The sequence below is a fragment of the Halobacillus sp. ABR2_026 genome (genome assembly GCF_056158545.1).
Window position 1 is genome coordinate 519434 of record NZ_JBSWTM010000001.1, and the last position, 26544, is coordinate 545977.

General features: G+C 44.5%; 25 protein-coding genes. 18 read left to right on the forward strand and 7 right to left on the reverse strand.

What is annotated here, in order from left to right:
* Nucleotide 1 precedes the first annotated feature (1 nt).
* From ACXADE_RS02775 to ACXADE_RS02785, 3 genes are all read left to right on the forward strand, one after another.
* Nucleotides 2-1807: a YhgE/Pip domain-containing protein gene (locus ACXADE_RS02775; RefSeq protein ID WP_474978991.1), complete on the forward strand. Its 1806-nt coding sequence runs from the start codon at nt 2-4 to the stop codon at nt 1805-1807.
* A 196-nt stretch (nt 1808-2003) separates the two neighbouring features.
* A complete protein-coding gene (locus ACXADE_RS02780) occupies nt 2004-2375 on the forward strand; it encodes an ArsR/SmtB family transcription factor (RefSeq protein ID WP_474978992.1) in 372 nt (123 codons plus the stop codon).
* Nucleotides 2376-2402: 27 nt separating this feature from the next.
* Complete coding sequence (locus ACXADE_RS02785) at nt 2403-4964, forward strand: heavy metal translocating P-type ATPase (protein ID WP_474982183.1); 2562 nt, start codon at nt 2403-2405, stop codon at nt 4962-4964.
* 40 nt (nt 4965-5004) lie between these two features.
* On the opposite strand, the gene ACXADE_RS02790 is transcribed toward ACXADE_RS02785, so the two are convergent.
* On the reverse strand, nt 5005-5895 hold the full coding sequence (locus ACXADE_RS02790) for a fructose bisphosphate aldolase (protein WP_474978993.1): 891 nt from the start codon (nt 5893-5895) through the stop codon (nt 5005-5007).
* A gap of 147 nt (nt 5896-6042) precedes the next feature.
* Here ACXADE_RS02790 and ACXADE_RS02795 point away from each other — a divergent pair, with 147 nt between their 5' ends.
* Nucleotides 6043-6780, forward strand: coding sequence for a TspO/MBR family protein (locus ACXADE_RS02795; protein ID WP_474978994.1), 738 nt, complete (start codon nt 6043-6045; stop codon nt 6778-6780).
* 25 nt (nt 6781-6805) lie between these two features.
* On the opposite strand, the gene ACXADE_RS02800 is transcribed toward ACXADE_RS02795, so the two are convergent.
* Entirely contained in the window at nt 6806-8002 is a 1197-nt protein-coding gene (locus ACXADE_RS02800; RefSeq protein ID WP_474978995.1) for a cytochrome P450 family protein, read from the reverse strand.
* Between the two features lie 204 nt (nt 8003-8206).
* Between ACXADE_RS02800 and ACXADE_RS02805 the strand changes: the two genes are divergently transcribed.
* From ACXADE_RS02805 to ACXADE_RS02820, 4 genes are all read left to right on the forward strand, one after another.
* On the forward strand, nt 8207-9124 hold the full coding sequence (locus ACXADE_RS02805; protein ID WP_474978996.1) for an aldo/keto reductase: 918 nt from the start codon (nt 8207-8209) through the stop codon (nt 9122-9124).
* Between the two features lie 319 nt (nt 9125-9443).
* Nucleotides 9444-9872: a helical membrane plugin domain-containing protein gene (locus ACXADE_RS02810; RefSeq protein WP_474978997.1), complete on the forward strand. Its 429-nt coding sequence runs from the start codon at nt 9444-9446 to the stop codon at nt 9870-9872.
* Between the two features lie 18 nt (nt 9873-9890).
* A complete protein-coding gene (locus ACXADE_RS02815) occupies nt 9891-11072 on the forward strand; it encodes an NAD(P)/FAD-dependent oxidoreductase (protein WP_474978998.1) in 1182 nt (393 codons plus the stop codon).
* Nucleotides 11073-11278: 206 nt separating this feature from the next.
* Nucleotides 11279-11794: a CBO0543 family protein gene (locus ACXADE_RS02820; protein ID WP_474978999.1), complete on the forward strand. Its 516-nt coding sequence runs from the start codon at nt 11279-11281 to the stop codon at nt 11792-11794.
* Nucleotides 11795-11955: 161 nt separating this feature from the next.
* Here ACXADE_RS02820 and ACXADE_RS02825 read toward each other — a convergent pair whose 3' ends face one another.
* Both ACXADE_RS02825 and ACXADE_RS02830 read right to left on the reverse strand, forming a co-directional pair.
* Complete coding sequence (locus tag ACXADE_RS02825; protein ID WP_474979000.1) at nt 11956-12453, reverse strand: hypothetical protein; 498 nt, start codon at nt 12451-12453, stop codon at nt 11956-11958.
* Nucleotides 12454-12567: 114 nt separating this feature from the next.
* Nucleotides 12568-12993 (reverse strand): hypothetical protein, encoded by a 426-nt coding sequence (locus ACXADE_RS02830; protein WP_474979001.1) that lies wholly within the window; start codon nt 12991-12993, stop codon nt 12568-12570.
* A 220-nt stretch (nt 12994-13213) separates the two neighbouring features.
* Between ACXADE_RS02830 and ACXADE_RS02835 the strand changes: the two genes are divergently transcribed.
* The gene (locus tag ACXADE_RS02835) at nt 13214-13771 is read left to right on the forward strand and encodes a CotY/CotZ family spore coat protein (protein ID WP_474979002.1); all 558 of its coding nucleotides are present in this window, start codon (nt 13214-13216) and stop codon (nt 13769-13771) included.
* A gap of 75 nt (nt 13772-13846) precedes the next feature.
* On the opposite strand, the gene ACXADE_RS02840 is transcribed toward ACXADE_RS02835, so the two are convergent.
* Both ACXADE_RS02840 and ACXADE_RS02845 read right to left on the reverse strand, forming a co-directional pair.
* Entirely contained in the window at nt 13847-14215 is a 369-nt protein-coding gene (locus tag ACXADE_RS02840; RefSeq protein WP_474979003.1) for a hypothetical protein, read from the reverse strand.
* Between the two features lie 12 nt (nt 14216-14227).
* Complete coding sequence (locus tag ACXADE_RS02845) at nt 14228-15418, reverse strand: ParM/StbA family protein (RefSeq protein WP_474979004.1); 1191 nt, start codon at nt 15416-15418, stop codon at nt 14228-14230.
* A gap of 278 nt (nt 15419-15696) precedes the next feature.
* On the opposite strand from ACXADE_RS02845, the gene ACXADE_RS02850 reads away from it, so the two are divergent.
* From ACXADE_RS02850 to ACXADE_RS02860, 3 genes are all read left to right on the forward strand, one after another.
* Nucleotides 15697-16458 (forward strand): CsxC family protein, encoded by a 762-nt coding sequence (locus ACXADE_RS02850; RefSeq protein ID WP_474979005.1) that lies wholly within the window; start codon nt 15697-15699, stop codon nt 16456-16458.
* A 168-nt stretch (nt 16459-16626) separates the two neighbouring features.
* Nucleotides 16627-17361, forward strand: coding sequence for a CsxC family protein (locus ACXADE_RS02855; RefSeq protein ID WP_474979006.1), 735 nt, complete (start codon nt 16627-16629; stop codon nt 17359-17361).
* Nucleotides 17362-17428: 67 nt separating this feature from the next.
* The gene (locus tag ACXADE_RS02860; protein WP_474979007.1) at nt 17429-18769 is read left to right on the forward strand and encodes a hypothetical protein; all 1341 of its coding nucleotides are present in this window, start codon (nt 17429-17431) and stop codon (nt 18767-18769) included.
* Between the two features lie 44 nt (nt 18770-18813).
* Here ACXADE_RS02860 and ACXADE_RS02865 read toward each other — a convergent pair whose 3' ends face one another.
* Nucleotides 18814-19584, reverse strand: a complete 771-nt coding sequence (locus ACXADE_RS02865) for a CsxC family protein (RefSeq protein ID WP_474979008.1) — start codon at nt 19582-19584, stop codon at nt 18814-18816.
* A 286-nt stretch (nt 19585-19870) separates the two neighbouring features.
* On the opposite strand from ACXADE_RS02865, the gene ACXADE_RS02870 reads away from it, so the two are divergent.
* The 6 genes from ACXADE_RS02870 to ACXADE_RS02895 all read left to right on the forward strand — a co-directional run bounded on the left by ACXADE_RS02870 (nt 19871) and on the right by ACXADE_RS02895 (nt 26538).
* Nucleotides 19871-20602, forward strand: a complete 732-nt coding sequence (locus ACXADE_RS02870) for a ZIP family metal transporter (RefSeq protein WP_474979009.1) — start codon at nt 19871-19873, stop codon at nt 20600-20602.
* Nucleotides 20603-20656: 54 nt separating this feature from the next.
* Complete coding sequence (locus ACXADE_RS02875; RefSeq protein ID WP_474979010.1) at nt 20657-21028, forward strand: VOC family protein; 372 nt, start codon at nt 20657-20659, stop codon at nt 21026-21028.
* A 127-nt stretch (nt 21029-21155) separates the two neighbouring features.
* The gene (locus ACXADE_RS02880) at nt 21156-22688 is read left to right on the forward strand and encodes a BCCT family transporter (protein ID WP_474979011.1); all 1533 of its coding nucleotides are present in this window, start codon (nt 21156-21158) and stop codon (nt 22686-22688) included.
* 135 nt (nt 22689-22823) lie between these two features.
* On the forward strand, nt 22824-24188 hold the full coding sequence (locus ACXADE_RS02885) for an NTF2-like N-terminal transpeptidase domain-containing protein (protein WP_474979012.1): 1365 nt from the start codon (nt 22824-22826) through the stop codon (nt 24186-24188).
* 4 nt (nt 24189-24192) lie between these two features.
* Entirely contained in the window at nt 24193-24816 is a 624-nt protein-coding gene (locus ACXADE_RS02890; protein WP_474979013.1) for a penicillin-binding transpeptidase domain-containing protein, read from the forward strand.
* 213 nt (nt 24817-25029) lie between these two features.
* Nucleotides 25030-26538, forward strand: coding sequence for a tagaturonate reductase (locus ACXADE_RS02895; RefSeq protein ID WP_474979014.1), 1509 nt, complete (start codon nt 25030-25032; stop codon nt 26536-26538).
* Nucleotides 26539-26544 lie beyond the last annotated feature (6 nt).

The following is a 26544-nucleotide window of genomic DNA, read 5'->3' on the forward strand; positions in this document are numbered from 1 at the left end:
AATGAGATACAAACGTTCAACAGCGTTGTTCACAGCTTTACTTCTCGTCCTGCCAACGATTCCTGTATCTGCAGAAGAGGATGGGAAAGGAGAAGAAACGACAGGCTCGTATTCTGAAAAGCATGAAGTCGTATATGCCACTCTTGACGCTGATGGAGACCAGGAAGAAATGTATGTCGTCAACAATTTTACGATCGAAGAGCAAGGGGAAATTGTTGATTATGGTTCCTATACAGATGTTCAGAATCTGACGGATGTTACCGATATTACCCAGCAGGAAGAAAAAGTGGCGTTCAGGGCGGAAGAAGAAGAATATTATTATCAAGGAAATTTAGACGGAAAGCCGCTTCCATGGAACATTGATGTTTCTTATGAATTAGATGGAGAAACGTTGAAGCCTGAGGAACTGGTCGGAAAAGATGGCAAGTTGAAAGTTTCCATCGATACGACGAAAAACAAAAAAGCAGAGGAAAGCTTTTTTAACAATTACCTCATGCAGATCACGATGAAGCTTGACAGCGGAATTTATGAAAACATCCAGGCTCCTGAAGGAACGGTAGCGAACGCCGGTAAAGACAGACAGGTGACATTCACGGTCATGCCTGAAAAAGAAGGAAGTTTCACCATGACTGCAGACGTCAAGTCCCTTGAAATGGAAAGCATTGAATTCGCAGCGATCCCTTCTTCCATGTCCATCGATGCGCCGGACATCGGGGGCATGAAAAACGATATGAGTTCGTTATCCAATGCCACCGCTGAAATCAATCAGGGAGTGGGCGAGCTTAAGCAGGGTATTTCAGAACTAGATCAAGGGGTGGCGGGTCTTTATGATGGTTCAGAACAATACTACAGCGGCATCCAAGAATTGAGTAACGGTTCTTCGGAGCTCGTCAGTGGATCATCATCTATTCAGCAGGCGCTTCAGCAATTGAGTGATTCCGTTTCTTCAGGATCTGGTGATGTGAACATTGGAGAAATCGCTAAAATGGAGGATGGCCTGCGTCAATTAGCCGGCGGCCTTGTTGAAGTGGACAAAGGCCTTGTGAACTTAAAAGAGCAGTATACACAGGCCCATGAGGCAATGGATCAATCCATGGGAGCCATTCCTGGTGATCAAATCACAGATCAGCAAATCCAAGCGTTAAAAGAAAGTGAAGCGGATCAAGAGGTCGTTCATAAACTTGTTGAAACCTATCAAGCTGCTCAAAAGGCAAAAGGGACATATACCAATGTCAAAGAAGCCTATCAATCGGTCGGTCCTGCATTGGAGCAAAGTGCAGGTTCGTTGAGGGAGATGAGTTCAAATCTTCACACGATGGCAGATCAGGTGGGAAGCAGCATGGAAAGCATGAATATCATGGAATCCATGGAACAGCTCCAGGAAGGACTTCAGACCCTCTCATCGAAATACGGGGATTTTCATTCTGGACTGAAGGAGTATACAGGAGGGGTCGATCGTCTTGCAGGTTCCTATTCCGATATTCACAGTGGCATTGCTGGTTTGACGAACGGAACATCTGAGTTGGAAAATGGTGCCGCACAACTGCATGAAGGTACGGCCGAACTAGCTTCCAGTACCAGTGACCTTCCTGGTCAGATGGATTCCGAGATTGACCAGATGGTGGAAGAATACGATAAATCTGATTTTGAACCGACCTCTTTCGTTTCTGATAAGAACGAAAAAGTAGGATCGGTGCAGTTCGTGATTAAGACAGAAAGTATAAAAGAAGAGGAGCAAGAAGACGAGGTTCCGGAAGAGGAAGAGGAAAAAAGCTTCTGGGATCGTTTGATGGACTTGTTCAAATAAAAAGGAAAGGCTTCCTTCACTATATGGGTGAGGGAAGCTTTTTTGTGTGCAACCTTTAAATGATTTGAAGTGATTTGGAGTGAAGCTATGATTTATAATCAAACAATTATTTGAATATTAGTGTTGACGGATTTGAAACGTAGAGCATACACTATAATTACATATTAAAACGAATATTTGAATGAAGGTGAATAGAATGAATGAAAAAGTTATAAAAAAAGCGCCGAAACATACATGTGACACTTTTTGTTATGATGAAGAGCTTGTCCAAAGGATTCAGCCGAAGATGGATGAAGTACTCGGTGTGGAACTGATTTTCAAAGCCCTCTCTGATGCCACACGTTTGAAAATTGCTTACGCGTTGACAATGGAAGATGAACTTTGTGTATGTGATGTGGCCAATATCATCGGATCCACGACAGCGACGGCTTCCCACCATTTGCGACTGTTGAGAAATATGAAGCTCGCAAAGTATAGAAAAGAAGGAAAACTCGTCTTTTATTCGTTGGCGGATGAACACGTCCATCAATTGGTTTCCATTGCAATGGAGCATGCGAAAGAATCCTGATTCCAGGAGTGGGGGGTGAGAGAAATGATGGAAGAGAATAAAGAGAGCTGCTGTGCAGGAGAGGCTATGGAACAGGAAGAGAGTTCCTGCTGCTCAAGCCCCGTTGAGGAGACATCCGAGACGTCGTGTTGTTCCAGCAGTCAGGAAAAAAAAGACGACGAAACGACCTGCTGTTCGAGTGGGCAAATGGAGGAAGATGTTTCGACCTGCTGTACGAAAGAACCTCAAAAAGAAGAAGGTTCTTGCTGCCGTGCAAATCCAAATGAAAAAACATCCGCTGATCAAGGAGTTAAATTTAAGGTTAAAGGGATGGATTGTCCATCTTGTGCGGAGACGATTGAAAAAGGTTTGCGGAAAGTCAAAGGCGTCCAATCGGTCAGCGTTCAATACGGGACTGGGAAAATGACCGTGGCTGCAGAGGATGCGGCCGTTTATGATCAAATTTCCAGTCATATTCGAAAGCTGGGATTTGAAGCAGAACCGGTCATCCAGCCCAAGGGTGCACAAACCTATAAAATCGAAGGGATGGATTGTGGGTCTTGTGCGATGACGATTGAAAAGCACTTGAACAAAAATCCTGCTGTCCAGGATGTGCAGGTTCAATTTTCAACAGGGAAGATGCAGATCCAACACACGACGAATGTGGAAACGATTATTAAAGAAGTGGGGAAATCGGGGTTCCAGGCTTTCCTTGAAGGTAAAGAAAAGGACCACGGGGAGGAAAATAAAAACAGGAGGGGAATTTCTACTACTACTCTGTCCGGTCTGTTCCTCGGCCTGGGTTTTATCAGTTCTTTTATCAATGTCCCTGTTGAATTTATTACAGCCTTTTATGCAGCGGCTATTTTCATTGGTGGATTTAAACCTGCCACAAGTGCCTTTTACGCTGTCAAAAGCGGCTCTCTGGATATGAATGTGCTGATGGCTTCAGCTGCCATCGGAGCCGCTTTGATCGGGGAATGGTTTGAAGGGGCCATGGTCGTCTGGTTATTCGCGTTAGGAAACACATTGCAGAACCGTTCCCTTGAAAAGACGAGAGACTCGATCAGAAGTCTGATCAACCTTACGCCAAAAGAAGCTACAGTCAAATCGGGCTCACAATGGGTACAGAAAGCTGTGGAAGATGTAGGTATCGGTGAAATCATCATCGTAAAGCCCGGCGAAAAAATTCCTTTAGATGGTGCGGTGGCTACCGGAACTTCAAGTGTTAATCAGGCACCAATTACCGGTGAATCGCTTCCCGTGGATAAAACGACAGGGGACGTCGTCTATGCTGGTACTGTAAATGAAAGTGGTTCACTTGAAATTGAAGTCACAAAACACGTGGAAGATACGACCATCGCGAAAATCATCCACCTTGTAGAAGAGGCTCAAGAGCAAAAGGCTCCGACACAGGCATTCGTCGATCGTTTTGCTCGTGTTTATACACCGATTGTTTTTATTTCAGCTTTGCTCGTCATGATTATTCCTCCATTGTTCGGCTTCGGTTCGTGGGGGGAATGGTTATATAAAGGCTTAGCCTTGCTGGTGGTCGCTTGTCCATGTGCGCTTGTAATCTCAACGCCGGTGGCCATTGTGTCTGCCATTGGAAATGCTGCCAAGAATGGAGTCCTGATCAAAGGGGGGACATTCTTAGAGAAGGCAGGGACGATCAAAGCGATCGCGTTTGATAAGACAGGAACGCTGACAGAAGGGCGTCCAAAAGTTTCACATGTCGAATCCTTTGATGGAGATGTTGATCTTCTCATTCAGGTTACCCGCACGATTGAAGAGCATTCGACCCACCCTATTGCGCAGGCGATTCTGACGTATGCAGACGAACGGAACTTATCTGCAAAAGATGGAGGAAACTATCAATCCATTGCGGGTAAAGGGGCAAAAGCGACGATCGAAGGCACCGAATATTTTGCCGGAAGCCCTAAATGGTTTGAAGAAATGCAGGTACCTCTTTCTGATCGGAAGGAAAAGATCGATCAGTTGCAAAAAGAAGGCAATACCATCGTCGTCGTAGGCACATCCACTGAAGTCCTCGGGCTAATGGCTGTAGCAGATACGATACGGGAAATCACCGTACAATCCATTCAGAAGCTGAAACAGGCGGGTATGAAAGAAATGGTGATGCTGACCGGTGATAATGAAGGCACAGCCGATAAAATTGCAAAAGAAACAGGTGTCGACCGTTATTTTGCTGAGCTTTTGCCGGAAGATAAAGTGGCAGCGGTTAAAAAACTGCAGGAAGAAGGGAATGTAGTGGCGATGGTGGGGGATGGTATCAATGATGCTCCCGCTCTAGCTACTTCAGATCTTGGAATTGCGATGGGAGGAGCAGGTACAGATACAGCTATGGAAACGGCGGATATCGTCCTGATGGCTGATAATTTGGAGAAACTTCCCCATACGATTCGGTTGAGCAGAAGAGCATTGAAGATTATCAAGCAAAATGTCTGGTTCTCTCTCGTGACAAAACTTGCCGCACTACTGCTTATTTTTCCAGGGGTCCTGACCTTATGGATGGCTGTACTAAGTGATACAGGGGCAGCTTTACTTGTGATCTTGAACAGTATGAGACTGCTTAGGAATAAAGAATAAGAAAAGGGTGCGATATTAGTTCGCACCCTTTTTCTGTTCCTTATTTTTTATTAACAGAAGCATCATAAATGGAATCAACGGCTTTCTTCAATTCGGCATCGAAGGCCTCATCGGACTGATCCGCATTTAAATCAGCGGCCAGTGCACGGGAAAAGCTGGCGATAAGTCCGTCATTTTCTTTCAGCTTCTCGTTGGCCTCTTCACGGGAATACCCACCGGATAGTGCAACCACCCGGACGACGCGGGGATGGTCGATCAGCGGTTTATACGTGTTCGCCTGTGATGGAATGGTAAGTTTCAGCATGACATTTTCGTCTTCTGCCAAACCGTTCAAATGTGTAAGAATTTCTTCCTTAAGGATATCTTCACATGCTTCTTTATCCTCGCTGTGAATATTGACTTCCGGTTCAATGATCGGTACGAGCCCAGCCTCTATTATCTTTTTACCGATATCAAACTGCTGGTTGACCACTTCTTTGATGCCGTCAGGATTTGGTTCGTGGATGACGGATCGCATCTTCGTACCGAAGATATTGCGTTCATTCGCTCGCTTAAGCGTTTCATCCAAATCATGGATCGGCTTCATCAACTGGACACCGTTCTCTTTTTCAGCGAGTCCTTTGTCCACTTTCAAGAAAGGGACGACGCCTTTTGAGGCTAAGTAATCTCCGGTGTACTGCCCCTCGATTTCTCTGTCCATCGTCTGTTCAAAAAGAATCGCTCCAAGAATATGGTCCGCATTGAACGAAGGGGAGGTGATGATTCTAGTCCTCATTTGATGGACGAGATCGAACATTTCATCTTCCCCTGAATAAGAATCTTCAGGAACTCCATAGGCTGCGAGCGCTTTCGGTGTGCTCCCGCCGCTCTGGTCGAGGGCAGCAATGAATCCATTTCCGTTCTTCACCTTTTCAAATTGACTGTTGTTCATGCATTCCACTCCTTTTCTAGTGTGAAAATTACCCTTACTACTCTTCCCTAAAATTCAGTTTGCCTAACATGAAATTAGGTGAGAACGTTTTATCCGAGTTTGAAAAGGAATACTATGTATCAATCACGGTATGAAGGAGGAGGTCGAATGGGGAAATGGATCATAAATGTTCTTGCATTGATTATGGTCGTCACGGTGAATGGACTTGCTAATGCCCTGCCATTGAACGGACAAACGACAGGGGAAATATCCAACCGGTTGAACGTGTTGTTCACTCCCGCGGGTTATGTGTTCAGCATATGGGGATTGATCTACATGTTATTAGGAATATGGGTGTTCCGGCAGTTTCCTGCAAGCAGAAGGAACCTTCCTATCTATCAAGAGACGAGCAAATGGTTTGTCTTTAGTTGTGTGTTGAATAGTCTTTGGATTTTCATGTGGCATTATGAATATTTTGGACTTTCTGTGCTCGTGATGATCGGTCTGCTGCTTACGTTGATTCGTTTGTATTCCACATTACAGGTGAATGATGCCTCCTTTTTTGACCGTCTTCCGTTTTCTGTATATTTGGGGTGGGTCAGTGTAGCTACGATTGCCAACATTAGCTACTATCTCACCTCTATCGGATGGGGTGGGTTCGGGATTTCTGCTTCTGTCTGGACGATTCTAATGATGCTCATCGGCTTTGTGCTTGCTGTATCGTTCATGCAAACCCAGGAAGACTGGGTGTATCCACTCGTTTTTGTTTGGGCCTATGTCGGGATTGGCGTGAAAAATCAGGGGAATGATGTTCCTTTTGTTGTCCTATCAGCCTTTATTCTTGCAGGGGCGCTCCTTGTGATTACGATCTGGTTTGGGTTTCGTAGTAAGCAAACAGCCGCTTGATGTTCCGGTCAAGCGGCTCGTTTTGTTATAAAGTTACAGGTAGAGTTTCCAGACCTCTTAACAGAAAGACAGAGCGCCATTCAGGAGGAGCTGCGTTTGAGTCTAATTCGAGGTCGGGAAAAGTTTGAATAAGCTTCTCCAGTGCGATTTTTCCTTCCAGACGGGCAAGGGGAGCCCCGAGACAGAAGTGGATGCCGAATCCAAAGGCCACATGAGCGTTACGCTCGCGCGTTATATCAAATACAGAAGCATCTTTAAACTTTTCTTCATCTCTGTTCGCAGAGCTTAGAGAAGCAGTTACGAAATCGCCACGTCGGATCAGCTGGCCGTGGAAGTCAATGTCTTCTTCGGCCCATCTCGCTGTGGAGAAGTCAACGGGACTATAATAGCGGAGACCTTCCTCCATCGCCCCTGGTATGATACGGGGGTCTTTTTTTAATTGATTCAATTGTTCCGGATGCTCCATTAAAGCAAGCATCGTGTTTCCGATCAAATTGACGGTCGTTTCGTGCCCCGCAATGATCAAAAGGACAATCATCGAATACAGTTCATTCTTCGTCAGAACGTCACCACTTTCCTCGGTTTGGAGCAATTGGGAGACGAGGTCATCCTGTGGATCTTTCTTTCGCTGCTCAAAGAGTTCCGTCAAGTATGTAGTAAAGGCTTCTACATCCTTCATGAAATCCTGCTCCATTTCATTGGAAGCGGATACGATGGTGTTGGACCATTGTCTGAAGGAATTCCTGTCTTCAGCAGGAACTCCAAGCATTTCACTGATGACGATGATCGGAAGTGGAAAAGCATAATCATCAATTAAGTCGATAGGTTCTTTCTTTGCCTGCATTTCCTTTAATAGCTCATCAGCAATTTCCCGGATTCTTGGTTCAAGCTTCTTTATCGTCTTAGGATTGAAGTAGGGCTGGACAAGTTTACGCAGACGAGTATGGTCAGGCGGATCGGCATCCAGCATCATGTTTTGGAAAATGTTGAAATTACCTTGACCGGATCCTTGATCAGCAGATGAAAACAATCGACTCTGATCTTTGATGAAACTTTGAGATTTGAGAAGTTCTTTTACATGGTCGTATTTTGTTACCATCCATGAATGGTTCATCCCATCACTGTTCATCGGAAAAATCGGCTGCTGCGACCGTGCTTTTTCATAAAAAGCATACGCACCATTTTTGAAGTTTGATCGATAAAGTTCCTCTATATTATCCATCGATATTTCTCCTCCCTCATCATAGATAGAATCTTCCTTATTTGAATTATATAAGGAGGGTGGAGGAAATGGAAATAAAAGGGGGACCAGGTCATCCAGATTCTGGATGACCTGGTCCCCCTTTTATTGGTAAGCGTTATTTGTTAAGTCTTTACGGGAAAATGATAGGATGAGGGTAGGCTTATTAGGAAAGGTGGATGCCATGTGAAGAAAATCCAGTTAGGTAATAGTGATGTGGAAGTCGGAGAAGTTTCGCTTGGATGCATGAGAATGGACGGGCTCAGCAGCCAGGAAGCAGCAACAGTTATATCGAATGCGTTTGAGAACGGCGTCGATTTATTTGACCATGCGGATATTTATGGAAAAGGAGAATCAGAGGCTGTATTCTCAGAAGCATTCAAAGAGACAAGCATTCAGCGGGGGGACGTCAAGATTCAAACCAAATGCGGCATACGCAAAGGCTTTTTTGATTTTTCCAAAGAGCATATCCTCGAATCGGTGGATGGGAGTCTGAAGCGATTAGGGACCGAATATATAGATAGTTTATTGCTCCATCGTCCGGACGCGTTGATGGAACCGGAAGAAGTAGCGGAAGCGTTCAACACTTTACGGGAGAGTGGTAAGGTGCGGCACTTTGGCGTGAGCAATCAGAACCCAATGCAGATGGAGCTGCTGAGCAAGCATCTTGATGAGCCGCTGATCGTCAATCAGCTGCAACTGAGTCTCGTTCATACCCCGATGATTGATGCAGGTTTCAATGTAAACATGCAGAATGACTCGGCTGTCGTAAGGGATAGCAGTGTGCTGGACTACTGCCGACTGCATGATATTACTGTGCAGGCCTGGTCTCCATTCCAGCATGGAATGATCGAAGGTCCTTTTGTAGGCAATGAGGCATTCCCTGAAGTGAACGCTAAATTACAAGAACTTGCTGAAAAGTATGACGTAACCGACTCCGCTATTGCAATCGCCTGGCTTCTGCGTCATCCTGCAAAAATCCAGCCTGTCGTCGGATCGATGAACATTCAGCGTATGAGAGATATAGCGAAAGCCTCTCACATCATTTTGTCCAGGGAAGAATGGTATGAACTCTATCGGGCAGCGGGGAATGACCTGCCTTAATTTCCAAGGGACCGGTAAGCTGATAAAGCTTTACGATCATCCGGAATGAGAAAAAAACTTTGGCGAATGATAAAAAGAAGATGATCATCGTTTTTTTCTTGAAGATGCTGTAAAAATTCCACTTTTATAGAAAAAAACTTCGTTGAAAGCGTTTATTTTGTCAGAATGTGTTGTACTTCACAAGATTATATTTTACTCTAGTAACGGTAGATATAAAATGGCACTTTTACTGTTTTATACAAGCAGGCTTTTCTTTGCTTGAACGATTGATTTTACTTATAAAAAATGGGGCTCCGGCTCTAAAAAAGGAGAAGTGGATATGGCAGATTCATTCACTACAGAAAAAGAAGAGCAGAACGTTGCTCGCGACGAGCGTGAACTGCTCGATCAATTACTGCAACCAGAAGTACAGGAATCTTTGACTGTTCTTGTGAAAGAACTTCCGAAGCTGACCGAATTGGTGAAGATTCTTTCCAGCTCTTATGATACGGTTCAATCGCTTGCAACAGATGAAATTCTGAAGCAAGACACGGTTGAGTTCATGTCAGAAGTGGCTGAACCGCTGAAGCATTCTGTTAAAGAATTAGCGCAGAACGCCATCGAAGCAAAAGATCACGCGGAAAGCAGTTCAGAAGTTATTGGACTATTCGGGTTGATGAAAATGTTGAAAGACCCTCAAGCACAAAAATTGTTCCGTTTCGTCAATGCATACTTGAAAGTATCCGCTGAACGCAATCATAAAGAGTAGGAAATGGAGGAATCTCACATGTCAAAAGAAATCGTCATTTTAGGCGGCGGTTACGGTGGACTTCTTGCCGCATTGTCTGTACGCCAATACATGGACGCTTCAGAAGCGAACGTTACCATTATTAATAAAACCCCTACCCACCAGATCATTACAGAACTGCACCGTCTAGCTGCTGGTAATATCTCAGAAGAGGCAGCAGCACTTCCGCTTGAGAAGCTGCTGAAAGGAAAAGACATCAACCTTAAAGTTGCAACCATCGATTCCTTCTCTGTGAATGACAAAAAAGTCACGCTTGAAGACGGTTCAGAACTATTTTACGACGCGATGGTCGTTGCTCTTGGTAGTGTAACCAACTATTTCGGCATTCCTGGGTTGAAAGAACACAGTATGGTGCTGAAATCCGCAGAGGATGCGAACAAAATCCGCAACCATGTGGAAGACCGTATTCGTGACTATGCGAAGACGAACAACGAAGCGGATGCCCACATCGTCATTGGCGGAGGTGGCTTGACCGGTGTTGAGCTTGTCGGTGAACTGGCGGATGAAACACCAGCGATGGCTAAGAAATACGGCGTCAACCCTGATGACATCAAGTTGACCCTCGTAGAAGCGATGCCGAAGATTCTTCCGATGCTTCCTGATCACTTGATTGAGAGAGCAACGAAGAGCCTTGAAAAACGCGGCGTTGAATTCCTGACTGAACTTCCGGTTACCAATGTGGAAGGAAACGTGATCGAGCTGAAAGATGGACGTAAGCTTGAAGCGAATACATTCGTATGGACAGGTGGAGTTGCAGGAAACCCACTAGTCGGAGAATCCGGCATTGAAGTGAACCGCGGACGTGCGTCTGTGAACAACTACCTTCAATCTGTTTCTCATAATGATGTATTTGTCGTAGGTGACAGTGCGGTTTACTTCAAACCGGGTGATGAGCGTCCACAACCACCAACAGCCCAAATCGCTTGGCAGATGGGGGAAACGGTCGGTTATAACCTTTATGCATTCCTTGAAGACAAGAGCTTCGAAGAGTTCGAACCTGTGAACTCCGGTACGCTTGCAAGTCTTGGACGTAAGGATGCGGTGGCTTTCATCGGTGCCAACCAGACACCATTAAAAGGTCTCCCAGCTTCTGTCATGAAAGAAGCTAGTAACGTGCGTTACCTTTCCCATATCAAAGGACTATTTGCACTCGCTTATTAATATAAAACCAACAACCGCCTGCTTCCAACCTCCACAAAGAGGAAGCAGGTGGTTTTTTGTCTGTGTTTTACATTTTCTGCCACACCAGGTCATCCAGATATTGGATGACCTGGTGTGGCTTTTTTTGGTGATTCCAGGCGGGTGTATAAAGAAGAGGAGCGGGGTGAAGAATGGGATTAATAGATTAACAGGTAGGTGATCGGAAAGTGTATTTATTATTGGTCATTGTGGTGTGGTCTCTTTTTGCTTACCGATTCGTCGATTGGAAACAGGTGGGGAAACAGTACCCGACGCTATTGTTTTTTATCGTAGTCAACATGACGTACAACTTTTTCTATTATCAACACACCTTGTGGGCTTTCCGGGGTGTAACGATGGATTGGATCAATCATTCGATCATTAATACGGCCTTCACTTTTTTTATCTGTCCGATTGGATTGATCATTTATTTGCAGCGTTTCCCTCAAACACGTACAAAACAATGGATGTATATAACGGTATGGGTAGTGTTTTACACCGTGTTGGAATGGTTGTTTTCTATGAAAGGGATGTACGTGTATGATCATGGCTGGAACAACTGGTTCAACATCCCATTGAATGCCATTCTTTTTGTAGTGCTGTATATTCACGATCGAAACCCTGTCCGGGCCTTACTCATCTCTCTTCCTATCGCTGTCCTTTTCTATGTATTTTTCCCATTTCCCTTGGACAGTTTAAAATAGAAAGGATGACGCAAAATCTTGCTTATACGTGATGTATTGTCTGTTCCCTTATTTTTAATCCTTTTGTTTGCTACCTATACGACGATGTGGGCCTATATCGGTAAGAAAAAAATGAACAAAAAATGACCTGCCCTGTTATGGAAGAGGGCAGGTCATTTTTTTTATTTAATTTGCGTTTTTTTTGAGGAAGCAGGTCCTTCTTCGAACTTTTTGAAAGAGGCTTCCGGTTTAAGCGCAATCGTTTCTTCACCCGTCTGTTTTGAAATAGATTTATACTTGAGCTGGAATTCATCCAATTCAGGGGGCTCTTCTATAGAAGGTGATATTTTCATGCCCGCAATCCAAGTGTCGAAATCATACATGCCACGGTCGATAATCAATCCCAGGTCTTCCAGGGACTGCGTCAATTCATTCAGGCAGTCCAGTCCATTTCGAAGGATAATGCCTTTTTCCTTGGCTTTATCAACGGAATGTTCCAGGCGGTAGCTTTCCCCCTGGTATGTAAACTCCACAAAACAACTCTTACGATCCCAGTTAAAATTGAAATTCTCTACCTTTAAGCGTTTGACAACCTTGACCAATCTTTTCTCACAAATGCTTTGCTCTTTATGTGGCATCCATCGGAATAGAACATTCTTGAATAATCGATTCTTGAACATGCCATTCACCTTCCTTTTTTTATAAGCCTAATCCTGTAGTGACTGTTAACTATTTCTACAAAATCTATGAAATGACCTTCCCATTTCAAGGATAATTTGTAGAATCAAGGAAATTTATTTCAATCCTTGCAAAAGCATTTCGTCTTTTTCACGGACGAGATCATAGGAGGAAATAAGATGGTCAGGTACGAGCGAACGTCCATAATTCCATGCGTTCGTTTCGATGACGGCTTTCAGCGCTTCGACTTCTTCGTCTTCCCCGTACATTAGTGTCCGTAAATCGTGTCTATGTTTTTTGAATGTCAGATAATAGCCGATTTCATGATAGAGGATGATTTTAACGAAATTTTCTTCTGTTTCATCTACCTTTATTTTACTCATATATCCATTGATTTGTAGATAGTTAAAATTCACTGTATTTGTAGATACGTTATAACTCATTGGCGCTGGAAGTTTATTATTAATTTCATAATTGATATCCAGTTGATGGTCGTCCAGCGTGTTCTTTATAATTTCTTCAATTTTCCATATGTAAAGCATAGGGGGATCACTGACCTTTCCTTTCTATTATTTCCAGTATAAGTGAAGGAGAGAGGCGAACCAAGGTACGATTCGCTCATAATGATAAAGTCCTACACCGGGAGTTTGGTAGGGGGCAGAGGAAGCCGGAATAAAATTTCCCTCATGGTGGGCGCACATATCAAACGAAAACCCGCAGTTGACGTATAATACTTTATCCGGATCATGAAGGAGTGAAAACATGAGTTACCAAGCCTATGATCATGATTATGATCATCACCATAAAGGTGGCTGCTGTGGGAAAAAAGCCAGCCATCATAAGGGTAAACACTATAAAAACTGCGTAGAGGAAGTACTGGAAGCAATCCTTTATGCCCAGAAGAAAGCGAAAAATGATAACTGCCATACCTCCTGCCAGCAATCAATCGATGAGTTGTTAGGAGAAAAGCGGGTGAAGAAAAATACGATTCCATTTCTATTATATTGTGGATGTGAACCTTTCAAAGGAACAGGTGTAACCACTTATTCCTGCCCTTCCAAAAAAGAAAGGATCAAATGTGTGCATACCCACGTCTTTAAAATCAAAGAATTGACCAAAAATTGTGCAGTTCTTGAGCTGCTTGATTTTAAATCTGATGGGAAAGAAAAGCATCCTAAGTCCTGCCACAGCAAACATGGGTCTGCCTGTCATCAGTTGGATCACAAGTGTCTGGATGATCTCAAAGGTACAGGCATTTGCATCAGTGTGGATTTATCTTGTTTTTGTGCCATTACATGTCTGCCAGCTGTTTATTTGTAAAAGCAACGTTTATTTCCCTTTCAAGTGCATCGACAAGAAAAAGGCAGCCTGTTAAGGCTGCCCTACGTACATACATCATCCTCCGAAAGCTTCCAGCATATCCTCGATCTCCTGAAAATCCATTTCTTTAGTTGGAGCATGGTGTGATTGGTAAGTTGATGGCGGGACTCTTTGGGGAGCTCCGTCCGAAAGCATTCGCTTAATTTCCATCAATTCCGCTAATACTTCATTTGTCCCCCATTGACGAGAACCGGCATCTTTTTTAAGGTAATCGTTCAGCGCAGAGAATATCAAATGAGCGAGGGTATTGTTTTCCGCGTGATAAGCAATTTCGTCTTTAATTTTTGGTGGAACAGTGTGTTTGTCACCTGTCCTTATATCAATGAAGGAATCAGGAATCGTAAGCACGGTTTGTTTAAAATAATCGTGGAATACGTTTGACATGTCCTTCACCCTCTAGCTTTTGGAATAGGCGTATTCGTCCGTATACTCTTTGTTCTTGCTGATCCATTGCATCTTGGCGAGGATCATCAACCCCTGCACATTTAATTTCGACATGTTTTCCGGGAAGAGCAGATCGATCGGACGGCCGCGTTCATTCCACTTTACTGCAGCTTCCTTGATCTGTTTTTCAGCGATTTCGGCTGCGCCGCCGACAGCAATGTAACGGGCGGCTCCTTTGATTTCATTCGAACGGCTCCTCACCCTGTCAAAATGTTCGAGGTATTTGATGGCCATCAAGCGCAGCTGCGGGGTGATGTACTTACTAATATCCTTTCGTACGCCTGCAAAAGGTTCGACATACCATTCAGATTGACCCGCGACCAGTTTTTCTTCCAATTCCGAGCGGGAGTTGAAGCTGTACATTTCATTTTTGCTGACTTTTTGTATGATATGGTCAAGGTATGGATTGATGCCGAACGGCTCCCCTTCGACGGAAGCGACCGGTTTATTCTTTTTAATGCCGACAAAGTCCACCGAATCCCCACCGAGATCCCCAATCAAAATTCCTTTCGATGAATCTTTGACGAGCGTATCATCCATGATCATTAGTGAATCCTGATCCCTTGTTAAAGCTAAGTAGGCCAGGGCCCCTTCTGCACCTACGATGACATCTTCAATCTGAATTTTGACGCAGACTTCTTTCGGCTCCCTTACCCCGGGTACTTTATGGAAAATAACCGTATGGTTACCAATGAGACGCTGCTTGAATATGTCTTTCTTTTCCTTGTATTGAGTCGTAGGCAGCGAAACCGCGAGTTGATCGATGGTGAAGTGGACGTCTTCCTCTGAGGAATTGGTCATGTATGCGTGATAAGCGGCCGTTGCAAACAGCAGAAGATATGTGCGTTCTTCGTCTACTTTTTGATTGTTAAAAGAGGTGAGGCTCACATTCTTCTGGTGCATGGCTGACTTGCCGATATAAAAAATCTCCCGTCGATCCTGAATGGCAGGGCTTTTCACCTCCACAATCAAATGTTCTTCGAACTCTACATCATCTTCATCATAAGGCTGTTCATAAAATTCTTCATCAAACAATGCGATCGCGTTCGGAATTTGATAATCAAAGACTTCCCCTTGATCAGACACCATGGCTTTGTACCAGCTGTTGCCCACATCTACAGCAAGAAAATTATTCTTGTTCATCTTCAACCTCCTCATTTTAACAACGTATGTCAGAGGGGAAGTCCCTGTGCGAATACCCATTTCCAGGTCCAGCGGGTTTTTTAATGACCTGGTGCTTATATTCACTTATGGTAAAAACTAGTAAGTGGAAAGGGGGGGAGCCCATAATTGATAGAGTAGAATCTATCAATTTTGAGAACTTGTTCAAACTTCCACGTTTATACTCCTTCATCTGACTATGCTTCATAGAGTAGATTGCATAGAATACAGTGAGGTTAATATAAAGGAGGAAAATAGTGATGAAAAAAGATAATTGTCACGATAAATGTGTAAACCTTAATGAGTCAGCCTCAATCGGCAATTGTGAAAATGATCCGGTCATGGAAGTTCCGGTAAGTGATGGTCCATGGACGGTCAAAGTTCCTGTAGAACTTGGAACTTTTGATGTAACTACACATGCTGTAGCGAACATCAAATTTCCTTTTCCAGTGTTGGAGATCAAGGATATCAAAAAAAGAGTGGTAATCACTCAATGCCGTCTGATGACTCCAACTTCTACGGATGGAAACTTATTCGATACCGGTGATTTTCCATTGTTTATCAAAGGGTATGTCCGCAAAAACATTCAATATGCAAGCCCGGTATATGGTGCTCACGGTGAATGTGTCTCTTCGGACATGAAATCACTCACAACGAATGTTCCGTTTGAGTGTATGACCACTGTAACTCTAACAAGAGAGGTCCAACTTCCAGTAACGAACACGCGAAGTGAGTTTGACTTCTTCCGTGCTCAGGATCTTGGCAAAGGATTCCCGGAAAAAGATCAATATCTATCCAGCGACCTTTCCCAGTTCCATCAGGAGAGCACGCAGGCGTACAATGAGCTTCCGTACTGTGAGCTTGTGGCGAGCAGTATCATTGAGTGGGACGAAGCGACAGACCGCGAATCTTACAGCCCGGTAGATGAAGGATACTTCCAGCACATCGTTGAGAAGATGATGATCCGATTCCGTGTGACAGTTTTGCAAAAGCAGAATGTTCCCGTTAGTAATGATGAATAATCGAGGCAAAAACACGATTCCATATTAGGAATCGTGTTTTTTATTTCCCTGACGTCTATAAGACGATCTCAGAGAAGCCTGCACGTATCTCAGCATCGAGATAAGCGCCCAGACATCACAAGGGCTCCTACATACGATGGGGATATCTTTCGTTTAGGAGGGCATCGAATGTCAGAACAACATAACGATTCCTATGAGTGTGAAAAAGGGTTCTGTAAGCCGTGCAAACCTCAGGTGAGCATCGGTAAGATCGTCACGAAAGTTCCGGTCGTCCTTGCTGAACTCAATGTCCAGTTGAACATCAATGAAATCATCACCTTCCCTGAACCTGTGCTTGAAATTAAAGATATTAAGAAGAGGGTTGCCTTAACTCAGTGTCGTCTTCTGCTCCCGACGAATAAATTGTTCATCAAAGGTTTTGTTCGTAAAAATATTCAATATGCCAGTCCTTCGAATGAAATCGAGATGAGTACGGATACGACGGTCGCATCGGATCTCCATTCTTTTACGGTAGATGTCCCGTTCGATACAGTGATCGAAATCAAAGAATTTCTATCCACGCCTGTGCAGCCGAAAAATAATCACAGAGAAGAATTCGACTTTGCTGTGTCCCAACCGCTACCTTCCGGGTACCCGGAAAAGGATGAATACATGAGCAGCGATTTATCCCAGTTCCATCAGGAGAGCAGTCAATATTATAATGCCCTTCCTTATTGTGAATTGCTGTCCAGTAAAATTATTGAGTGGGATGAAGCTCTTGATCGGCAACCAATCCCCGGGTCCGCTCCATTCCAAGAAGGTTACTTTACACAGGTCGAAGAGAAAATGGTGCTGGATATTTGTTTGAAAGTTCTCCAGGACCAGCAGATCCGTGTAGCTTCTGCTTCCAATGACGATTGTTAAGCAGCAAATCAAGTATTGAAAGGAGGGGAAGAAAGGATGCTGAAGGGGAAGCGCCTTTCTGAGGAACATGAAGAAAGATGAAATCCGTTTCAATCAAAAGCGTTGGACGAAGCGGGTGAAAACAGAAACGCCTGGCAGCACTCGTAAGCATCGCTACCAGGAGGAGGAAGCGATTCATGAACGTTTCTTTGACGAAAGCCTGGACGTTTCTTCGTACCGCGATGACCATGAAGATCTGCCCCGTCCAGTCCTGCCCCCGCCTCCAGTCGTAATGGAAAAAAAAGAAGAGAGAAATCATGAGTTAGCTGAAAACCGAAAGAGAATGACGTCCGAAAGAAAACAGTCTCCCTCTATGTTCGAACTTCCCATTATAAAGGATAATCCTGATGAGGAAAGTTATGATCGGACGGATAAAGACAAAAAAGAGGAGGATAATCCGTTTTTACCGGAAATTTTAGCTTTATTAAAAAGTGACCCTGCCCCGGCATGGGATGAATCCCATGACACTTATCAATTTGAGCAAGACTTAGAAGAGTCCTCCATTCTTACAGATATCATTGCGTCGATGGAAGAATCCTTAGATGAGCGACAAGGGTTTAAGGAACATTACAAAGCTCAAAAAGATCTTGAGGTTCTTGATGGTTTTGATCCTATAATGGAGGAAAAGGCATTCGGGGCAAAAGATGACCTAAAGGCCGAAATCTGCTCGATGCTGGATGAATCAAGTTCCTGGGAGGAAAAAATCGAATGGTCGTGTGAGGAAGAGGAGTCATTGATGTTGGAGTCCTCTTTTTATGAAAGTCCAGATTGTGATGAAGGTGAGGAGTCCGGCGATTGTGAGAATTGGGAAGAGAGCACTTCGGCCATAGCGTCGAGCATAGAAGAAATGGTGTGTCTCCATCCCGCTGTGGGTAAAACAGTGAAGGTGCCGGTATTATTAGCTTCCCGTGAGATCGAAGTAGATGTGATGGAGGCACTGAAGGGTCCTCCAGATGGATGTGAAATCATTGATGTTCAATTATCGGTTCATTCCCAAAAAGAATCCATCCCCCTTCCTTCATCGTTTGTATTTTTGAGCGGGGTGCTAAATGCAAATATCACGTATAACCAAGGAGGGAAGCTGCAGAGAATCACGCAGACGATTCCGTGGGAGAAAGTAATCGAACTTCAATGGAAAACACCCCCTCAGGTGTCGCACGCAAGCAGAAAAGAATATACCTTTACAGGTGGTTTGGATGGAGATGTGCATTATGAATTCGCCCAATCCTTTGCTGCCCCTGTGGAAGCAGAGGTATCCTGTGTCCGTTTGATCAGTCACACTGATTGGGTGGGAGACGGTCAAATGTCCATACAAGGCGTTGCTGTTATCCATTATAATTTTTTGCAGAATCAATATGTATGCTTGTAGATGCTTTCACAAAAAAGAGATGCCCTTTATAGGCATCTCTTTTTTTATTGGTCAATCGCTCTTCGGAAACGGTCGTAGACGGTTTCTACTTCTTCTCCGCTATCTTCACCATCAGTTGGTGGCAATGGAAGCAAAGGTCGTTTTTGCGACAGTTGGACCGCTAGGATGATGTCCATTTTTTCTGTCACTTTATTGAAGCGTCCCCAGTTATCAAAATGGTGCACGATGTCCCACTGGTTCACAGCAGAAGCCAAAAGCTTGCATTCAACCGGTTCGTTGTTGATTTCGAACGTCAAAGAACCGAATTCACAGCGTTTCGCCCCCATGCCGTCTTTGGCAATTTCGCGTCGTTGAAGGACATTTTCTTTCACACTGTAATCGATACCGAACGGTGAAGCCGTATTACCAGTAATCCGAACTTCGTCGTACGCTTTAAAGGGGATATCGATGCTGTAGTCTTTCACATACCCATATCCGTCCTCTACATACTGAATGTTTTTGTGTACGATTCCTTCCACAAACAATTTTACATACCCAGGCCTTCCTACAGCAGGGATTGCTTTACACTGCGTCAAGGAAATGTTTTTCTCAATGTTCTTAATCGCCCGCGCGTATGAAGGCAGGTGAAAGTCCGCTTCAGTAAGAGACTGGATCAATATTTCACCGAGAATGACGTTAGATTCTACGTTACCAATTCGGCTGAGATTGTCAGTTGAGGTGAAAAGACTTCTCGCTTTAGCTACATCACTGGAGAGAGGGGGACAAGCTTTGTGACCGTGTCCATAGCCGCTTCCACATCCTGTGTTTTTCTTCATATTGTTCACTCCTTATCTATTTTTGTCAAAAGTCTACGAGCTTCTCTTAGACAAGTTCCTTTTGACTCATTATTACTATATGTCTCTATGAGGGGAGTTGAATGGACGAGTGACGATAGGCTTGAAAAATAGGTTGATGGCCTCTTAAATAATGCGGAAAATGATAGAATTCATCAGTCACTTGAAGACGCTGGAAGACAGCTCATAGATTATTCGGTGTTCCGTCTATTTTGGACGACTTGTTCATATGGTGAAAAAAGAAGAGCTCTGGTATAGGGGGTATGCTATGGAATGGAGTTTATCGGTCATCGTCCTGTCTGCTTTTGCCACGAGTGTGGGGGCGCTGCCTGTTTTATTCATCCGTAATATTTCCCACAGGAGGATGGACTGCATCCTTGCCTATACGGCGGGCATTATGGTTGCAGCATCGACGTATGGATTGATCCCGGCCTCACTGAAGCTGACCAATCTGTATGTGTTATGTTTCGGGGTTATGGCGGGAGCGTTGTTATTGAGTCTTTTGGAGTTTTTCATTCCTCATATCGACCTCGATCATGCACGCACAGATGTGAAGCTGCCTCAGCAGGCGTTGATGTTTGTGGCAGCGATGACGCTCCACAATATACCGGAAGGATTGTCTGTCGGTGCAAGTCTTGCGAGCGAAGTGGAGAACCTTGGACTCGTAGTGGCCCTGGCCATGGGCCTTCAGAATGCGCCGGAAGGTTTTTTGGTGGCCCTGTTTTTGTTCAACCAGGGCGTCCGGAAGTCATTGGGAGTAGCCATGGCCTTTTTAACGGGTGGTATTGAATGTCTTGCTGGTATTCTCGGTTATTATATGGTTCACCTTGCGTTGTTCCTCGTTCCATATGGTCTCGCTTTCGCCGCTGGTGCGATGCTGTTCATTGTTTACAAAGAACTGATCCCGGAAACCCATGGGCATGGATATGAAAGACTGGCTACGTTTTCTTTCCTGCTTGGTCTGCTCAGTATGATTGCACTTGTCGAGTGGTTCAGGTAGCCGTCTGCCTTCTCATCCATTACACTGATAGAAAAGGAACAAGGAGTGGGATTGATGTACAAAGGGATCCATCACGTATCCGTGGCTGTTACGGATATTGAAAAGTCCAAGCATTTTTATGGAGAGGTGTTAGGTTTTGAAGAAAGTCCGGAGCGCCCGGCTTTTGATTTTCCCGGCGCCTGGTATCAGGTCGGTGCGACACAAATCCACCTGATCGTACATAACGGAAGCAAGACCTTCCGGGGAACGCGGGAGATTGACTCACGAGATGGTCATTTTGCGATAAGAGTAACTGATATAGAAGCGTTTCTAAGCCGGATGGAAACCCATGGGGTGGAAGTGTTAAACAAACCTGTTAACAAAACAGACTGGCATCAAATATTCGTCAGCGACCCCGACGGGAATATCATTGAATTCAATCAATGAAATGTTCCATAGATTGTAACTGAAAAATTCCAGTCGATTATTATACTGAAATTGTATTTCTTAGGTTATGTAGGAGGAACCACCGGGTATACGTGGAGGAGAATCTTACATAACTTAGGAGGATTGGATGAGAAAGAAGAAGTTGATTGACTATCAGATTTTTGTTCCATCAATTATTTTGATGATCGGCATCAGCATTCCATTCGCCATGTATGAGGCAGAATCATTGGAATTGTTGAATGCTATTTTTGATTCGATTGTAGATAAGTTCAGTTGGGGATATCTCTGGTACGGAGTTATTCTTGTCGCAGCGGGGTTGTATTTATCCTTTTCTAAATATGGACAAGTGGTACTCGGTGACCCTAACGAAAAACCACGTTTTTCTTTATTTGAATATGCTTCCATCCTAATCGCAATGGGAGTCGGCTCCACAATCATGCGGACAGGGATGCTCCAGTGGACCTCAGTTGCCAATGATCCACCGGCAGGCGTGGAAGCAGGATCGGCTGAAGCATTGCTGTGGGGAAATGCGTACAGCATGTTTCTGTGGGGATTTCAGGTGTTCGCCATTTTCGTCATGATTGCCCCGGCTATGGGGTATATTCTGCATGTGCGTAAACGACCGTTGATGAGAATTTCAGAGGCCTGCCGGGTATTGTTCGGAGATAAGTTCACCGATGGCATCGGCGGCCGGGCGCTGGATGTTCTATTTTTGATCAGTATTCTTGCAGGAGCCTCTGTAACCTTAGGGCTCGGAGCACCGATCATTACACAGAACCTGTCTCACTTGTTCGGAATTGAAGTGAATTTCACGTTGACGATTACAGTGACGATCATCTGGGTGCTGTTATTTTCTATGAGTGCCTATCTTGGAATTGAGCGTGGCATCAAACGACTGAGTACGTGGAACATGTATATTGCAGGTTTCTTTGCTCTGTTCATTTTAATTGGAGGACCTGGTGTTTTCATTCTCAATTACTTCTCGGACAGTGTATCGTTTTTATTATCCAACTATTTGAATATGTCTTTAAATACAGATTCGGTTCACCAGGAAACGGCCTCCCATGTTCAAAGCAATACCGTGTTCTGGTTCGCCTATAGTGCAACTTGGGCGATGCTGCACAGTGTGTTCGCTGCGAAAATTTCCAGAGGACGCACGATCAAGGAAATGATCCTCACCTACCTGCTGGCGCCGACTTTGATCTCCTGGATCGCTACAGGTGTTCTTGGAGGACTCGGCGTCCATCGTTACCTGTCAGGAGATTTATCTGTCCTGAATCTCGTTGAGGAAAATGAGCGTATGGCAGCGATCCCGGATATTTTATCCACGCTGCCTTTTGGCGAGATAGCGATTGTCATTTTCATGGTCGTAGCCCTTATATTTCTTACAACGACGCTTGATTCTACCACCTATACCGTGGCAGCCTATACGAGTACACGGGATATGAGTAAGTTCGAACCCCCAAAACTGTTGAGAATCATTATTGCAGCCATCATCACTGGTTTTGCTCTTGTTTTAATGAGAATTGGAGGATTGGCCCCACTGGAAGTCATATCTGGAATGATGGGGCTGCCAGTCATTATTATTCAGTTCATCCTTATTTATGCCGCCAAACGGATGATGGATGAAGACAAGGCTTGGAGCCATAACATCAGATGATAGACGCCCTTCTTCATGCTTTATGAAGAAGGGTTTTTTCTATGAGGAAGGTGCCTTTCTGTTCATTTTCCGAAGATTGTACTATGATAAAATTACAATAATTTTGTCTATTTATGTAAAAAAGGAGAGGTGAACATGAAGGGATGGAGGATGATCTGGCTGTTCTTCGGTTTGATTTATCTTACGGCCTGCTCGGACCAGCCAAGACCGGAAGATGCTTTTCAAGCTTATATGGAAGACTGGGAAAAGGGTGAATACCAGGAAATGTACGAAGCGCTCAGTGAAAATTCAAAGCAGGTGATAAACGAAGGAGAATTCGTCGAACGGTATACCAATATATATAAAGGCATCGGCATGAAGGATTTAACCTTTACATACGAGCTTCCAGAAGATGCAGAATATGAGCAGGATGATACTCCTTCTTTTGATTTTGAAGCGAAGATGGATTCATTAGGTGGAGTCATCGAATTTTCACACTCGGCGACACTCGTCCTTGAAGAAGGAGAAGAACAAGACCGGTGGGCTGTGCAGTGGAATTCTTCGATGATCTTCCCTCAAATGGAGGAAGGAGACGAAGTCAGGGCCTGGACACTCGATCCTGCAAGGGGTGAAATATTTGATGCCGATGGCGAGCCCCTTGCTGTCAACGGAGGAGTCCTTAAAGTCGGACTCGTACCCGGGTGGATGGAAGAACATAGCGATGAAGAGAAAAACTTATTAAAAGAAGCAGTTGCAGAAATATTGGAAACGACTGTCGAAGACATTGAAGAGCAGCTGAATCAATCCTGGGTGACGGCAGACACGTTTGTTCCTGTAGGTGCGGTATCTGAGCAGGATGAGGAAACGATCGAAGCCTTGAAAAACAAAGAAATCCCGCGCGGTGTCAAGTTTCAAAAGGATGAACAGGCTAGAAGTTATCCGCTGGGAGCTGCAGGCGCACATCTTACAGGCTATGTCGGACCGGTGCAGGCAGATGAATTGGAAGAATTGAAAAAAGAAGGATATACCGCTGGCGATCATATAGGGAAGACAGGCCTTGAAAGCGTGCTGGAGAAACAGCTCAGAGGAAAGGCAGGCGGAAAGGTCGTCATTCAGAATGATGCACGGGAAACGAAAACAGAGTTGGTAGAAACACCAGCAGAGGATGGAGAAGATTTTACGCTGACCATTTCATCGGACGTGCAGAAAGCTCTTCATGAACAACTGGCAGGAGCCTCCGGGTCTGCTACAGCGATCAATCCGACAACCGGGGATGTGCTCGCACTCGTCAGCGCTCCTGCGTACGACCCGAACGCTATAGTCCTCGGACGAAATGAAAAACCGACCTTGAACAAATTCAACCGTACGTATTCCCCGGGGTCGACCTTCAAGCCGATCACAGCTGCCATCGGTCTTGAACAAGGAATCATCACCCCTGAAGAAGAGCTCTCCATCACTGGGACGACCTATGAACAAAATGGTTACAAAGTGACTAGAGTTCCAGGGGGCTGCACAAGATGAACAAGTGAACCTGAAGGACGCACTCGTACGTTCAGACAATATTTATTTTGCCCGTAAAGCGCTTGAGATCGGAGGAGACTCTTTCCTAGAAGCGTCCCGGGAGTTTGGTTTTGGTGAGGATCTTCCAATGACCTATCCGATTGAGCCTTCTCAACTATTGAACGAAGAATCGTTTACAAGGGAGGCACTACTTGGAGATACCGGGTTTGGTCAGGGAGAAGTTCAAATGAGCAGCCTTCACTTGACGCTCACCTATACACCTTTCGTGACAGGGGGGAACTTGATGGAACCCCGGTTGATGACTTCTGAAGAATCTGAACAAATCTGGCAGGAAGGAATCATCAGTGAAAATACAGCTTCCATCATCGAGGAAGATTTGAGAGCGGTCGTCCGTGACCCAACGGGAACCGCTCATGAGCCGGTTTTTGATGGACAGAATCTTGCTGGTAAAACAGGGAGCGCAGAATTGAAGCAATCACAGGAAGAGGACGGGCAAGTGAACGGTTGGTTTATCGCCTGGGATACAGAGAGCCGTGACCTGATGGTGTCTATGATGGTTGAGGATGCAGAAGAAGGGAGTCATTCGGTCGTTCCGAGAGTGAAAGAAGTTTTTCAAGATTTAAAATGATCGAAACCGGAGGAGGCATTTATAGGTCTTCCTCCGGGTATAAATAAGATTAAATATTCAGAAAAAAACAAACTTCCCGTTGACAAGTGACACAAGCACCCATAAACTAAATAGTAACAACGTTGTTAATTAGATTGATATATGGGTTCATCATATTTTTTTCACCTGAAATAACAACGTTGTTATTTAATTAGAAGGAGAGTGATCCGGTTCATGGAATCATTGAATCGTGTATCAGCAGCCCATTTATCTTCCATTGATGAAGCGAATAAATCTATGATCTATAAAGACCTGCCTGTGCGGGCCATTCAATTCGGCGAAGGCAACTTTCTTCGTGCTTATTTAAATTGGATGCTCGAGAGGATGAACAGAAAGCAATTATTCAATGGGAGGACCATTGCTGTCCAGCCGACCCCCCATGGAAAAGTCGTTCCAAAACTTAAAAAGCAGGATCATTTGTACACAACGATTTTACAAGGAGTGGAAAAGGGGCGGGAAGTCGAGCATGTGGAAGTGAATTCTACCATCGCGGAAAGCATCAATCCTTATGAAGACTGGACCGGGCTTCTTAAGCTTGCAGAACAAGATTCTATAGAATTTATTTTCTCAAATACGACTGAAGCCGGTCTGGTTTATGTAGAGGAGCCGTATCCAGAAGTGGAATCCCCCCTTTCATTTCCAGCCAAATTAGCAGCTCTCATGTACCGTCGCTTTGTTCATTCAAATGGAAATGCCCAATCAGGTTTTACGATTGTCCCCTGTGAACTTGTGGAGAGGAATGGTGAACGACTGAAATCTATCGTTCTTCGGTTAGCTGAAGAATGGAGGCTGCCCCAGTCTTTCTTAGATTGGGTAGAGGATTGCAATGTCTTTTGCAACACCCTTGTAGACAGAATTGTACCTGGATTTCCTAATGAGAATGTTGAGGAGTGGCATGCAAAACTCGGTTATGATGATTCTTTGATGGCCGTAGGAGAACCGTTTCATCTTTTTGTCATTGAATCACCTTCTCCATTAGAGCATAAACTTCCGTTCCAAAGAGCCGGTCTTCACGTGAAATGGGCAGAGGTTCAGTCATACCGGGACTTGAAGGTGGGGCTGTTGAATGCGCCTCATACACTCTTGTTCTCTTTAGGATTCATGGCGGGTCTTCGCACGGTGAGAGAAGTTATGGAAGATGAGATGGGATTTTCCTATGTGCGTCACCTGGTAGATCACATTTTTCTCCCTCGTCTGTCTTTCGATGATAAAGAAAAGAGGCAGTTTGCAGATTCAGTTATCGAACGTTTTCAAAATCCATTTGTGAAACATAGGCTTTCAGATTTAGGTCAAAACGCCGTGCAAAAGTTGAAAAGTCGGGTGTTTCCATTGTTTTGTGAGAAGGAGAAGTTGCCGGATTCCATTGCCTTATCCATAGCTTCTCTTATCCATTATTACAAACCTCATTCCATACATGATGGACATTTCATGGGAAGGCACAACGGGGAAGCGTACAAAGTCCGTGATGATGCAACGGTTTTGGAGACCTTCATTGATTTCTGGAAAATGGGAGAACAAGGAAAGACAGAAGTAGAAGCGCTTTTGAGAAATCAGAAGCTTTGGGGCAGGGATCTCTCTCCTCAAACAGAGGTGATTTTTAAATTTTTCAAACGAATGAAACAGGTGGGGACCAGGAAGACAGCTGATGGAATGCTTGAAGGAATCATTACAAAACTCCAATAGTGGAAA